The organism is Enterococcus sp. (genome assembly GCF_022711995.1).
Classification (GTDB): domain Bacteria; phylum Bacillota; class Bacilli; order Lactobacillales; family Enterococcaceae; genus Enterococcus_D.
Window position 1 is genome coordinate 1 of the sequence record NZ_JALAHI010000018.1, and the last position, 14,039, is coordinate 14,039.

General features: G+C 42.2%; 12 protein-coding genes and 1 pseudogene. 4 read left to right on the forward strand and 9 right to left on the reverse strand.

Annotated features, from left to right (window positions below; all coding sequences use genetic code 11):
- Positions 1-258 precede the first annotated feature (258 nt).
- Positions 259-1,275: a putative sulfate exporter family transporter gene (locus Q0A12_RS01560; protein ID WP_291290965.1), complete on the reverse strand. Its 1,017-nt coding sequence runs from the start codon at positions 1,273-1,275 to the stop codon at positions 259-261.
- A gap of 92 nt (positions 1,276-1,367) precedes the next feature.
- Between Q0A12_RS01560 and Q0A12_RS01565 the strand changes: the two genes are divergently transcribed.
- Both Q0A12_RS01565 and uvrC read left to right on the forward strand, forming a co-directional pair.
- A complete protein-coding gene (locus Q0A12_RS01565; RefSeq protein ID WP_291290966.1) occupies positions 1,368-2,201 on the forward strand; it encodes a LysR family transcriptional regulator in 834 nt (277 codons plus the stop codon).
- 179 nt (positions 2,202-2,380) lie between these two features.
- A complete protein-coding gene (gene uvrC, locus Q0A12_RS01570; RefSeq protein ID WP_291290967.1) occupies positions 2,381-4,171 on the forward strand; it encodes an excinuclease ABC subunit UvrC in 1,791 nt (596 codons plus the stop codon).
- Between the two features lie 207 nt (positions 4,172-4,378).
- Here the strand turns inward: uvrC and Q0A12_RS01575 are convergent, their stop codons facing one another.
- The 6 genes from Q0A12_RS01575 to deoC all read right to left on the reverse strand — a co-directional run bounded on the left by Q0A12_RS01575 (position 4,379) and on the right by deoC (position 9,817).
- Positions 4,379-5,155, reverse strand: coding sequence for a DeoR/GlpR family DNA-binding transcription regulator (locus tag Q0A12_RS01575; protein WP_291290968.1), 777 nt, complete (start codon positions 5,153-5,155; stop codon positions 4,379-4,381).
- Between the two features lie 62 nt (positions 5,156-5,217).
- Complete coding sequence (locus Q0A12_RS01580; RefSeq protein WP_291290969.1) at positions 5,218-6,270, reverse strand: alcohol dehydrogenase catalytic domain-containing protein; 1,053 nt, start codon at positions 6,268-6,270, stop codon at positions 5,218-5,220.
- Positions 6,271-7,293, reverse strand: a complete 1,023-nt coding sequence (locus tag Q0A12_RS01585) for a Gfo/Idh/MocA family oxidoreductase (RefSeq protein WP_291290970.1) — start codon at positions 7,291-7,293, stop codon at positions 6,271-6,273.
- A gap of 7 nt (positions 7,294-7,300) precedes the next feature.
- Entirely contained in the window at positions 7,301-8,677 is a 1,377-nt protein-coding gene (locus Q0A12_RS01590; protein WP_291290971.1) for a fructose-specific PTS transporter subunit EIIC, read from the reverse strand.
- Between the two features lie 14 nt (positions 8,678-8,691).
- Positions 8,692-9,138 (reverse strand): PTS sugar transporter subunit IIA, encoded by a 447-nt coding sequence (locus Q0A12_RS01595; RefSeq protein WP_195957760.1) that lies wholly within the window; start codon positions 9,136-9,138, stop codon positions 8,692-8,694.
- A 4-nt stretch (positions 9,139-9,142) separates the two neighbouring features.
- Positions 9,143-9,817 (reverse strand): deoxyribose-phosphate aldolase, encoded by a 675-nt coding sequence (gene deoC / locus Q0A12_RS01600; RefSeq protein ID WP_103300455.1) that lies wholly within the window; start codon positions 9,815-9,817, stop codon positions 9,143-9,145.
- 362 nt (positions 9,818-10,179) lie between these two features.
- Between deoC and Q0A12_RS01605 the strand changes: the two genes are divergently transcribed.
- Both Q0A12_RS01605 and Q0A12_RS01610 read left to right on the forward strand, forming a co-directional pair.
- Complete coding sequence (locus Q0A12_RS01605) at positions 10,180-10,941, forward strand: MarR family winged helix-turn-helix transcriptional regulator (protein ID WP_291290972.1); 762 nt, start codon at positions 10,180-10,182, stop codon at positions 10,939-10,941.
- A gap of 63 nt (positions 10,942-11,004) precedes the next feature.
- Positions 11,005-12,771, forward strand: coding sequence for an ABC transporter ATP-binding protein (locus Q0A12_RS01610; RefSeq protein ID WP_291290973.1), 1,767 nt, complete (start codon positions 11,005-11,007; stop codon positions 12,769-12,771).
- 302 nt (positions 12,772-13,073) lie between these two features.
- Here the strand turns inward: Q0A12_RS01610 and Q0A12_RS01615 are convergent, their stop codons facing one another.
- Together Q0A12_RS01615 and Q0A12_RS16395 are read right to left on the reverse strand one after the other, a co-directional pair.
- Entirely contained in the window at positions 13,074-13,640 is a 567-nt protein-coding gene (locus Q0A12_RS01615) for a hypothetical protein (protein WP_291290974.1), read from the reverse strand.
- A 184-nt stretch (positions 13,641-13,824) separates the two neighbouring features.
- Positions 13,825-13,989 (reverse strand): annotated as a pseudogene (locus tag Q0A12_RS16395) (recombinase family protein); the annotation flags it as partial.
- Positions 13,990-14,039 lie beyond the last annotated feature (50 nt).

Below are 14,039 nucleotides of genomic sequence, written 5' to 3' on the forward strand. Positions count from 1 at the left end.
AGTTAAACCGAATATTTTTCTATTGCCATAGATTCCTCGGACTTTTACGACGAGGAGTCCCTGCACCGCAGGAGCAATACTAAAGACTGTGACATAAGTCATCATCCAACAAGTTAAACCGAATACTTTTCTATTGCCATAGATTCCTCTAACTTTTGCGACGAGGAGCCACTGCACCGCAGGAGCAATAATAGATATTATTCGGATCGTGTTACTTGTCGGAGACTTATGGCACAGCCCCTTTTTTTACAGCTTCAATTAAATTTTCAGCAACCAGATCAAGCTAAGGGCGGCAACGGTTTGGACCAAACCGACTGAAAGTCCATAAAAAAGAAACTTCGGTCCTTCTTTCATGAATTTACGGAAGTCCAAGCGTAGGCCAATCGCTGCCAAGGCGATGGTTTCAAACCATGTACTGATAAAATGTGCAGCATCATTCAACCAACTTGGCAAGGCAACAAAGCTGTTCAAGATACAGATCAGCAAAAATCCGATGACGTACCAGGGAATACGTAGGGAACGCTTTTGTTTTACCGTAGATACGGATTGGTTTTGCTGAGAGGCGATTCGTTCAAAAATCAGAACCACCACAACCAATAAAATGATCCGAGAAATTTTAAACAGCATCGCATATTTGACGATCTCGGCATCAAGCAAACTGGCACCTGCTACAACTTGCCCTACGGATTGCAAGGTTCCTCCCAGCAGTGCGCTTTTTTGCAAAACGTCCGAACCGAACAATGCCAGACCTAGAAACGGCAAAGTCAGCATCATCACTGTTCCCAGCAAATTGACGAGGGTGATGATCTGTCCTTTTTCTTCGTCATCGGCTTGAATCACGGGTGCAATCGCACCAATTGCGGAAGAGCCACAGACTGCATTTCCCCCTGCCATCATCAAACGCATTTTTTGATTGAACCCTAACTTTTTTCCAATGAAATAAGCCGCTGTAATGACGATTGACATCATCAAAACGATATAAATAAATCCACGAACACCCATTTCGCTGATTGTTTGAAAGGTCACGGTGAAACCTAGCAATACGACAGAGTATTCTAAGAGTCGACTTTCCGCAAACTTTGTTCCTTGGGCATACTGTTTTTGATTGAAAAACGTATTGCCTAAAACGATTCCTAACAAAATCGCTAAGGTCGCTCCACCTAATTGCGGCAGCCAAAGTGCCAAGATTTTCGCTACCGCCGCTACCACAATCGATAAAAGCAGCCCCGGTAGAAACGGTTGCAACTTGGCAGGTTTGATTTTTAAAGCATTCATTCTGGTCCATCCTTTCATCCTATCTCTCTATTATACACAGCAATTTCCATCTATAAGATTTATTGATATAATAGTTTTAATAGGATTTTATAATGGAAGTGATTACAATATTAGAAAAACTAGAAACCTTCAAAATCGTTTATGAAACTCAGAACTTCTCGAAAGCGGCTGAGTTATTGTTTGTTTCCCAGCCTACCGTCTCTGCCCATATCAAACAGCTCGAAGAAGAACTGAATACCCAGCTTTTTATTCGAAATGGCCGTATGAACATTGCGGCAACCCCACAAGCGCACCTCCTTTATCAAAGAAGCTTGAACCTGTTAGATGATTGGCAACACCTGTATCAAGAGATCCAACAAGGTACGCAACAGCTGATTCCCTGTCGGATCGGCGTTTCCCATACTTTTGCGATCTACTTGCTGCCGGATTTGCTGATAGGCTTATATGCTCGCTTTCCCCACATCCAATTTCAAGTGGAGATGATAAATTCGGCGGCTGTCTTGCATGCTGTAGAACAGCATGAGCTTGATCTAGGGATCATTGAAAAACCGTTGTCCGCCTCCACTGTGGAGCGTTATCCTTTAATGAGTGACCGTCTGGTATTGGCGGGAGATCCTGTGGCAGGTCCTTGGCTTGTCCGAGAGCAAAGTTCCGGGGTTTACTATTATATGAAACGCTATTTAGAAGAGCAAAACATCCAGACTCCGGTGTTAGAAATCGCCAATAACGAGATGATCGTGGCGCTGTTGAAAAAAGGCTTTGGTTCCTCGATTATCTCGGTACGAGCTGCGGGGGAAATTCCCTATAAAGAGTTAGGTGAACAGTACCGGCGGCAGTTTTATTTGATCAAACGGCCCCGTGATTCTTATAAAGAGTTGACTGCTTGTGCCTCGTTTATCAGAGACTGGCAAGAATACCCAGAATAGCTCACGACTTCTCGTTGTCCTTGCTCACTTCTTAATCTTTTCTTACGATTGAGTGGATTTTTTTGGTAAAAAAACTCATTCATTGTTTCTTAATTATTTTGTGATAGAATAAAATGGGCTCTGATGTTCCCCTACAACAAGCAAAACAAATGTGCGCGCCACTTAGAAAGGACCCTGAAATGAAGGAACAGATCAAAAACAAATTAGCTCTCTTACCCGATCAACCTGGTTGTTACTTGATGAAAGACAAAAATGGAACGATCATTTATGTGGGGAAGGCGAAAATTTTAAAAAATCGTGTCCGTTCCTATTTTACAGGAAGTCATGACACGAAAACAGAGCGCTTGGTTCAAGAAATCGCCGACTTTGAATATGTCGTGACTGAATCCAATACCGAAGCACTTCTATTAGAAATCAATCTGATTCAAAAAAACAAACCAAAATACAATATCATGTTAAAGGACGACAAGTCCTATCCATTTATCAAAGTTACGAATGAACGCTATCCGAAACTGATCATCACTCGCAAAGTGTTGAAAGATGGTGCGCTTTACTTTGGTCCTTATCCGGATGCCCGAGCAGCGAATGAAACAAAACGGATCTTGGATCGCTTGTTTCCATTACGCAAATGTGGGGCATCGCAAAAGCGTCCTTGTCTTTACTATCATCTGGGACAATGCGTCTGCCCTTACGTTCATCACATGGACCCCAAGGAATATCGAAAAATCGTTGATCAAGTCAAACACTTTTTCCACGGTGGACATGTTGAGATCCAAAAAGAACTAAAGGAAAAAATGGGCGCAGCGATCGAATCCCTTGAATTTGAACGTGCTGCAGAATTGCGAGATCAAATCCAAGCCATCGATACTGTCATGACCCGGCAAAAGATGACTTTGACCGATCTGCTTGATCGCGACGTCTTCGGTTACAGTGTGGACAAAGGCTGGATGTGTGTCCAAGTGTTCTTTATCCGCCAAGGAAAATTGATTGAGCGAGAAGTCTCCTTGTTTCCTTTCTACAATGAAGCAGAAGAAGACTTTTTGACATTCATCGGACAATTTTATCAAAAAAATGAGCACTTTATACCAAAAGAAATTTTTGTCCCCCAAACGATTGAACGGGAACCCCTAGAAGTGCTGTTAAAAACCAAAGTCTTGCAACCGCAACGAGGCGATAAGAAGAAACTGGTCGATTTAGCCAATAAAAACGCGCAAATCGCATTGGATCAGAAGTTTGCTCTTATCGAGCGGACAGAAGAACGAACGATTGGTGCGGTGGAAAAATTAGGCGAAGCCATGGGCATTGCCGCCCCTTATCGCATCGAGGCGTTTGATAACTCTCACATCATGGGAACCGATCCAGTTTCTGCAATGGTCGTCTTTGTAGACGGCAAGCCGTCAAAAGATGATTACCGAAAATACAAAATCAAAACCGCACAAGGCGGCGATGATTATGGTTCCATGCAAGAAGTAATCTACCGGCGTTATTCCCGGGTTTTAAAAGAAAAATTACCCTTTCCTGACCTGATCGTGATCGATGGTGGGAAAGGCCAAGTAGGTGCCGCACAAGATGTCTTGCATAACCAGTTAGGATTAGATATTCCAGTAGCTGGTCTGGTCAAAAACAATAAACATAAAACTAGTGAGTTACTGTTTGGCGATGCCCTGCAGCCGATCCAGCTCGAACGAAATTCCGTCGAATTCTTTTTGTTGCAAAGAATCCAAGATGAGGTCCATCGTTTTGCCATTACTTTCCACAGGCAATTACGCAGTAAGAATAGCTTCTCTTCAAGATTGGATGAGATTCCTGGCTTAGGACCGAAACGTAAGCAACAGCTAATGAAGACCTTCAAATCGTTGAAAAACATTCAAGCTGCTTCCGTGGCAGAGATCCAACAAGCGGGCATTCCACAAGCCGTTGCCGAAACCATTTTAGAAAAATTATCCGATCAAAATAAAACCACATCCTAGAAAGACTATGATGTGACCCCAAAAGTTAGGTTTTTTAATCTAACTTTTGGGGTCGCTTCATAGAAACACTAGAACGTGGCTTTTTTTATAAAACAAATCAAATGGTTTAGAAGACTGATCCGTCATCGTCCGAAAGCACAACCTTCAACCCCATTCCTTAGAACACACTTTCTGTAAACCAGTGCCCCTCGGTGCTGCGCAATACCTTTAAGCTATCAATACATTGACATTCAATCCACCAATATCGGTTTGCTGTTCTTTTGTAATCTGCGAATCTGTAATCAAATAATCGCATTCATCTGGTGTAGCAAATTGCTTAAAACTCCGCTGATTGATCTTGTTGGATTCACATAGAACAATTTTGATCCGACTAATATTGATTAAGCTTTTCTTCATTTCAGCAGTTTCGTAATTAGGGGTTGAATGCCCATAATTCTTGTCAAAAGAAGTGGTGCCTAGAATCACTTTATCTACAGAAAAACCGGCTAATCCCAACGCTACTGAACTACCTGAAACATAGGGATAGCCATTTCGAATGGTACCGCCAATAACTTGCACTTGATAATTGGTTTTCTCACTTATCAATAAGGCAATCTCCAAATCATAGGTCAAAATCGTCAAATGCTTCAGTGGACTGTTGATCAATTTTTCTGCAAAAGCACGGCAAGAGGTGCCCGTATCGATCGCCAAAATATCATTTTCTTCGATCAATCGTACCGCACGTTCAGCGATGCGGTATTTTTCATTGGTAAAGGCTCGATTTTTGGGGATCGTCTCAACACTTCGTTGAAATTCACGCTTGATCACGCCACCGTGTGTCCGGGTCACTAACCCCTCGTTCTCAAGTTCTCGCAAATCATTGCGGATCGTTGAACCCGTCACATTGAAAAGTTCCGCCAGCTCAGTAACTTGCATCCGATGTTTTTCATTGACTATTTTAACAATTGACTGTTTTCTTTCCTCTGCATATAATTGGTCGTCCATTTTTTATCACCTTTTTGTGTTTTGTTTCATTATAAAAGAAAATGAAAATGGAAGCAATCGAACTAAAATGATTCGTCAAAGACAATGACATTTTTCAACCCTACTGCATTGATAGCATTTTCAAGCGCCTGAGGAAACTCATTGATTGCGTAACGTTTTGTAATCAATTTTTTCAACGGAATTCTACCACTTGCAACTAGCTGTGCGGAGGTTCGATAGCCCTTCAAGCTAGCACGGGTACAGCCGAATACTCGCAACTGTTTGTAATGAAGGATGTTTGTATTCAATTTTACTTCTTCTTTTTCCTTCGGCAAACCACCAAAAAATAGACAGCGGCCGTTTGTCGCCATATAACTGAAACTTGCTTCTTGTGCCTGTGGTGCTGGTGCAGCAATAATACATAGATCCACCCCTTGACCATTAGTTTTGGCAAAGACTTTTTCCTGTAATCCATCAGAGGTCAATGGAATCAAGTCTGGAATCATTTCCTTTGCATCTGCCAAACGGGCTTCCGATAGATCGTTCATCATTATTTTACCGGCTCCTCTTGCCCGAGCTAGCATCGCATGCATGATGCCGATTGGACCTGAACCGATGATCAAGACATTGTCCCCCGGTTGATTACCTGCTATTTCTTGCCCATTGAATACACAACTAAATGGTTCGATCAAAGCCGCTTCTTCATAAGACAATTCATCTGGGAGCAATGAGATATTTCCTTGGCGAACAGCTTTTTCTGGAACGACTAAGTATTCTGCAAAACCACCTGGCAGATTGATCCCAAAAGCTTGATAGCTTTCGCATAAATGAGTGTTGCCGCTGACACACTGATCACAGATGCCACAGCCCATGTTTGGCGCGATGGCTACCCGCATTCCTTCTTGATAAAAATCAACGGCAGAGCCAACTTCAGCAATACAACCAGCGATTTCATGACCTAATGTCAAAGGGGTTGCCTCGCTTGCGGTTGGATAACCATTTTTATACATTCGAACATCGGTGCCGCAAATGGACGCGGCTTTAACCTTTATCAATACTTCCTTTTCAGTGATTTCCGGTTTTGTTATGTCAGTCAATTGAATCTTTTCTTTGCCCAATAATTGGATTGCTTTCATTTATCTTTCCACCTCAACAATTCTATTTTCCAACAGTGACGTCAACCCGGCATTAACTAATCGAACGGCCATCAAGCCATCATGTCCCGTGCATTGAGGCGCGGTATCTTTCAGAATGCAATCAACAAATGCTTGATCCTCTGCAATATAAGCTTCTCGAAACAAATACATCCAGCTGTGCATAGTTGGTCGAATCAGTTGCTGGTTGCTGGTTGCGACGACAATATTGTGCTTCCCTTGATCCCCCACTAAAATACTCCCTTTGGTTCCCAAAATCTCAGTCCGAGCATCATACCCGTATTGAACATATTGAGCACCATCAATTAGGCCTAGTTTGCCATCTTCAAAACGCAAATTCATGGCGACTGTATCGTAATAATCTGGAAACTCATTTCTTACCTCTGGTGAGCGATAATTCCCGCCATTCGCATAGATGCTGGTCACCTCACTGCCTGTCAGCCAACGTAGGGTATCAAAATCGTGACTGTTTACTTCGCCGATCGGTCCATTACTTTTATGAATGTCAAACATCCACGGTTTTGGTTCACTCGGACCATGGGTCAGGGATTTCACCATAACCACATCGCCAATTACGCCAGAATCGACTACTTTTTTGGCTTCTTGGAAGCTGGCGTCAAAACGGCGCATAAACCCAACCTGCAATTTCACATGATTTTCTTCGGCTGCTTGGATCATCGCTAAACACTCTGATTCATCCATCGCTAATGGCTTTTCACAAAAAATATGTTTTTTAGCAGTTGCTGCTGCCAACGCAATTTCTTTGTGATAGACCGTCGGAGTGACGATCACCACGGCATCGATCGCAGGATTTTGCAAAGCCTCATGATAGTCTTGATACAGGTAAGGACAATCCACTTCCTTTTGTGCGGTCTCCAAACTTTCCTTCGAGGGATCACATAAAGCAATCAATTCTGCATTTTTAACACGGCCAGCGAAATTTTTTCCATGAATCATGCCTGCTCTGCCTGTTCCTATTAAACAAATCCTAATTCGTTCTGTCATGTCATCCTTACTCCTTTGCTGCTTGTCTCTTCTGAGAGAATACTTTTACGGCGGTTACCAAAAAGCCGCTGATGATGGTTCCGATTGCTAATGCTAAGATATATAACAGAACATTTTCTACTGCTCCCGGAATCAAGAACACAAAGAATCCGCCATGAGGCACTGCGATGCCACATTGGAAGATCATGGACAACGCACCGGTAATCGCTGAACCAACCGTCACTGATGCCAACACCCGCAGTGGATCGGCAGCCGCGAAAGGAATCGCTCCTTCAGAGATAAAAGATAAGCCTAAGACCCAGGCGGATTTACCTGCCTCACGTTCTTCTTTACTATATAAATTTTTCCCTAAAATCGTTGATGATAGTGCCATTGCTAGTGGCGGTACCATTCCTGAAATCATGACCGCCGCCATGACTGTACTGGTTTCGCCAACTCCTAGATTGGTTAACGAAGCGACGCCGAAGAAGTAAGCGGCTTTCCCAATCGGACCTGCCAGATCGATCGCCATCATCCCGCCTAAAAGCAGACCAAGTAAAACAGAATTTATTCCTGACAAGCTATTAAGCCAGTTTGTGATTCCTTCATTTAGTGCTGTAATCGGAATACCGACAATAAATTTCATGATTAGACCTACGAATAAGATCGAGACCACTGGAAGGATCAAAACAGGTAGCAAACCAGAGAATGCAGCTGGCAGCTTCAGCACTTTTTTCAGCCAATAAACAGTGTAACCAGCTAAAAAGCCCCCCAATAGTGCGCCTAAGAATCCGGCATTCATCGATGAGGCAATCATTCCTGCAGCCATTCCGGGAACAAGACCTGGACGATCCGCAATGGAGAATGCCACATATCCACCCAAGATTGGCCACATCAGCCCCATCGCAATTCCGCCCAACTCATTGATCGCTGAAGCGAGTTCTCCTTCCGCGTTGATTCCCCCGAATGCGAAAGCTAATGCAATACAAATTCCACCAGCGACAACAAATGGAATCATATACGAGACCCCTGTCATCAAGTGACTATAGATGCCGCTTTTTGCCGCTTTGGCTTCTGATTTATCCTCTGTTACCGTTGAGTAAATAGGGGCATTTGCTCCGCGATCCAACAAATCATCCGGATGATCAATCGCTTCTGTAACATCTACTTCCAACAAGCGTTTGCCATTGAAGCGTTCCTTATTGACCGAGGTGCTGGCAGCAATGATAACCACATCTGCAGCGGCGATTTCTTGTTCTGTTAGAACGTTCTCTGCCCCAATCGAACCTTGTGTTTCAACTTTGATCTCAATATTACGTTTCTTGGCCGCAATGGCTAGACTCTCTGCCGCCATATACGTGTGCGCAATTCCAGTTGAGCACGAAGTAATTCCCACAACTTTCATTTTTTTAGCCTCCCTTATTCAAACATCTGATAAATCTCTTCGACAGTTGTGACGGTCATTAACTTTTGGCGGACCTCCTCATGCATTAGCTTTCGAGACAGCTGACTAAGAATTCTCAGGTGTTCATCATTTGACGTTTCCGGTACAGCAATCAAAAACACGAGATGAACTGGTTTATTGTCCATGGAGTCGTATTCAATACCCCTCTGGCTTCGACCAAACCCTAACGCAGGCTTCGTCACCGCGGTACTTTTTCCGTGGGGAATCGCTACGCCAAAACCGATCCCTGTCGTACTTTCTTCCTCTCGTTTCATGACCGCCGATAAGTAAACGCTATCATTTTCGACCACGCCTTTCGTTACAAAGGCGTTCGTAAGTTCACGAATTGCAGCATTTTTCGTGGTCGCTTGCAAATCAAAATGAATAAACTCTGGTTTCAATAGATCACGTATTTTTGTCATTTCTCTACCCCTCTCGCTGATATTCCTCGATAATTTTGATACCTGAACTAGTCCCTAAGCGTTCCGCTCCTGCTTCAATCATTTTTAATGCAGTGTTCAAATCACGAATACCTCCGGCAGCTTTCACTTTTACATCGTTGCCGACCACTTTTTTCATTAATTGAACATCTGCAATCGTTGCGCCTCCTGTACCAAATCCGGTTGACGTTTTAACAAAATCAGGTTTGACTTCCTTTGCTATCTGGCAAACCGCCATTTTTTCATCATCTGTCAAATAACAATTTTCTAAAATAACTTTGCTGATAATTCCGCCTTCACGAGATGCATTTACGATTGCTTTCATTTCTTCACGAATATATGCCAAATTGCCATCTTTCAATTGACCAATATTAATGACATAGTCGATTTCATCGGCCCCGTTTTTGATGGCGTCTTCTACTTCAAATACTTTCGTTTCGATGGTCGTTTGTCCTAATGGAAAACCGATAGCCGCTCCCACATGAACCTTACTGTTTTTCAAAAACTCCCGACAGATTGCTACTGGATAAGAATTGATTGCTACCATCTTAAAACCATAATCATCTGCTTCTTGGCAAAGTCTTTGAAACTCTTCTTTGGTAGCATCCGCTCTCAATAACGTATGATCTACCATATTGGCTAATTCTTTTAATTCAATCATTTGCTTGCTCCTTTGCATTTTTATTTGCACTCTTATATTATCATTTGCTTTCGTTTTGTCAATATATAAAAATAAAAATAAATGAACGACGACAGCTACCCCTTCTTTACCACCAAGTGATATTTCCTGAAATTTCCCACATAAGCGCATCTTTCTCATTTTCTTGGCGCTCTTTTTGAGGAAAATTTCCTCTTTAAAAATTGCGATTCATCTTGTGCTAGATCCTCCTTTGAACGAGATGCGGCTGATTATCTTTTCTTAAATCATATCTATGGGTTGACAAACGTTCGGTACCGAACTATAATAAATCCGAAATAAAGTTAGGTACCGAACTTTATAAAATAAGAAATGAGGAATGCACTATGAGTCACTTAACAAATCAGCTAATGAAACAATTACAATTCATAAGTGAAGCACGAAATGCTTTTTTAAGTCAACGGAAACAACGGCTTTCCGGTCAGCAACGGGTGCTGGCGATCCTAAAGCTAGAAGATGGATTAGTCCAAAACTATTTGGCAGAAGTGCTTGATTTAAGACCTAGTTCGTTAGCAGAATTATTGAAGAAAATGGAAAATTCAGGTGATATTGAAAGAAAAGAAGACGAAGCAGACAAGCGGATCAAACGGATTTATTTAACTGACACCGGACGCAGCAAAGCTGAAAAGCTAAGTACCAATAAAGAAGAAGCGAGCAGTGAAATCTTTTTTGCTGGTTTAACTGAAGAAGAGCAACAACTCTTCAGTGACTATTTGCAAAAAATTGCTGCCGGTTGGGAAACGGATTTTCAGCAACAAGCCGAGCGCTTCGTTGACCCAATGGATCGCTTGCAAGCCATGCAACATCTCCGGGAAAGCATGATGGATCACTGGGGTGGGGATTGGCAATCCATGAGCAATGAAGAACGGCGCCAAATGAAAAAAGAAATGAGAGATGCGATGCGGCAAATGCCTTTTAGAGGTCATCACGGAATGCCTGGCTTCCCACCATTTGGGCGAGGTGGAAGAAACGATTTTCACCATCCATGGCACGGTGATTTTTTCAATAATGATTCCTTTGATCCCCGCAAGCAAAAACCAACAGACTCGGACTCGGAACACCCTACCGATGAATGGAAAGATTTCTAGTAAAAAACAAGGAAATGAACTTCTAACGTTTATGAAGGTACTCGTTAGAAGAGGAGGACAACCATGCAAGAAGAAAGTCAAATTCACCAAAATCAACCAACCCCTGCAACAAGTTTTAAATTAAAAAATTTCATCCAATTAATCACGAGTGTCAATCCCAAAAAATCGCTTTTTGCATTGGGTTTGTTTCTCAGCTTATTAACAAGTGGTGCCAGTTTGATCGTTCCGCAATTAACCAAAAAATTGGTCGATACTAGTGGCACCCCCACTTTTAGTTCCAATATGGTCATCGTTTTGATTGTCGCATTTGCATTACAACTGGGTTTAGGAACGATCGGCGGCTTTCTCTTACGATACGTAGGAGAAAGTGCCGTCAAAACGTTGCGAGAACGACTCTGGACCCATCTGCTGCATTTGCCTGTCGGCTATTTCGATGCCCACAAATCCGGTGAAAGCAGTTCAAGACTTGTCAATGATACTTCCGTCATCAAAGATCTGGTCACTACTCAGTTTCCCAATTTCGTCACAGGTGCCATTCAGTTGGTAGGATCAATGGTGATCCTATTTTGGATGGATTGGAAGATGGCAGCCTTCATGTTTAGCGCGGTTCCCCTCATCGCATTGATCATGTTGCCGATTGGAAAAATCATGTCCAAACTAGGACGGCAACTGCAAGCGGCCACCGCAAATTTCAATGCAGATGCCAGTGAGAAACTAGCCGAAATTCGGTTGATCAAAGCCAGCAACGGAGAAAAAAGCGAGCAAGAGAGCGGTCGCCGCTTGATTACAAGCATCTTCTCATTAGGTGTCAAAGACGCCAAAGTTGAGGCCGTTCTACAACCGATCATGATGACTGCAATGCTGGGTTTATTTGTTGGGATTCTAGGCTATGGAGCGGTTAGAGTCCAAGCCGGCACATTAACTAGCGGTGCTTTAGTTGCCTTTTTGTTGTATCTTTTCAACATCATCGCTCCCGTTACGACTTTCGCCATGTTCTTTTCACAAGTGCAAAAAGCCATGGGGGCAACCGAACGCATTCAAGAAATACTTGACACACCAAGTGAATCTTTCACTGCCACAGAAACAGTCAATGTGGAAGGCCAAGTATTAAAAGCAGAACATATCAGCTTCAGTTACAACGAAGAACGGAGGATTCTCAATGAAGTTTCTTTTGAAGCCAAGCCGAATACAGTGATTGCCTTTGCCGGTCCTAGTGGTGGCGGTAAGTCAACGATCTTCGCCTTATTGGAACGTTTTTACCAACCAGATAGCGGCATGATCACAATTGGTGGAAAACCGATCCAGTCATTAGACCTTCAAGCTTGGCGCTCACAGATTGGTTACGTTTCCCAAGATAGTGCCGTCTTTGCCGGCAGCATTCGCGACAACCTCCAATATGGACTGGATCGCACGTTATCGGAAGATGAGCTATGGCAGGGTCTTTCCCTTGCTTACGCAGATCAATTCGTCCGAGATTTTCCAGACCAATTAGAGACAGAGATTGGCGAGCGCGGGGTAAAACTATCTGGCGGACAAAAACAGCGGATCGCCATCGCTCGTGCCTTTCTACGAAATCCCAAAATATTGATGTTAGATGAAGCGACCGCCAGTCTTGACTCCCAATCGGAAGAAAAAGTCCAACGGGCCCTCGACCATTTGATGGAAGGTCGTACTACCCTCGTGATCGCCCATCGCTTATCTACCATCGTCGATGCAGATCAAATCTATTTCATCGAAAAAGGCGCCGTTACCGGAAACGGCCGACACACAGAATTGATTGCCACTCATCCATTGTATGCCGAGTACGTCAAAGAACAGATGGTCAGCTAAAAAGCTGGACCATCTGTTTTTTTGTCGACCTCCTATAGACTCATGGGATTTTCTATTGAAAAAAATCACTCAATTATTTTTGAGTGATTTTAATGGTGACTACATTTTTTTCCAGATTTTTAATATTAGCGTTGCTATTTCATCATTAAGTATTATTAAAAATAGGACTGCAACAATAATCATCGTATCGTGATTTGGAAAATACCTAAATCCTAATAACAAAAATAGTAGTGCTATGAATGTTATTATATAAGCTATTTTTCTTTTTCTATCTACCATCACTTCATTCACCTTCGATCATACTAGCTATCCTGTGTCCATATAGCAGTTGGAACTAAGAGATGGGCTTTATTCCGCGAAAATCTTATAATTACTCCTTTGTTGAGATCCACACTTCCTGCTTTATCTATCAAGAACGCTGCCGCAGTCGATGCGAAAACACCTGCGATTGGTGAAAATAGACTTGATAAAGCCCCAACTCCTAGAGCTAATGCTGCTTTTGAATACGAACTATCTACATACAGGTACTTCAAGTCATTGCTCATTACAATCATTTTATTTACGCCTCTACGCAGCATGACTGATCTGGTATTCATTTCAATTTCTTCTTTGGTCCAAATATCTTCTGGATCATAACCTCTCTCAATTGCTAAATTCATTAGGTCTTGGAAAGTTATATTGTTGATCTCTGCTATGACATCATCTGAAAGATATTCTAGTGGTACACCATATGTTCCTTCTTCATCTACATACTCATTTTCATTTGTATTGGTGTTAACTTCTGATGCAATTGCTACAGTATTCCCAATAGTTCCAACACCTAAAATTATCACAGAACACACACACATCGTTTTAATCTTATTCAGCATTTTCACCCACCTCATTTCAATTAATTACTTTTATACCATTACAATACACAATTATACATGACTAAACAATGTATAAAATTGTCCTTTCAGTGTTTATTCACTTCATCCAACACAATAATAGAAAGTAGGTAAGAGAATAATAATTAGTATTCATCAAAAACCGTAGAGAAATTCCCCTCTTCGATTTTTTCTTTATTCTGAAAAACGTACTTTGACTGAATCCGATTATTACTTCAACTTCTTTATACGATTTACCGGAATGAATTGATTCATAAACATGCCACTTTATTGGCGCACTGGTTGTTCTCGAGCAGCATTTCTTGTGATTCCGATTATTCTTTCTTTTAAAGGTTACAAACGTATTTATTTAGAGCTTAAATAATCGCAACAAGTGTTTCT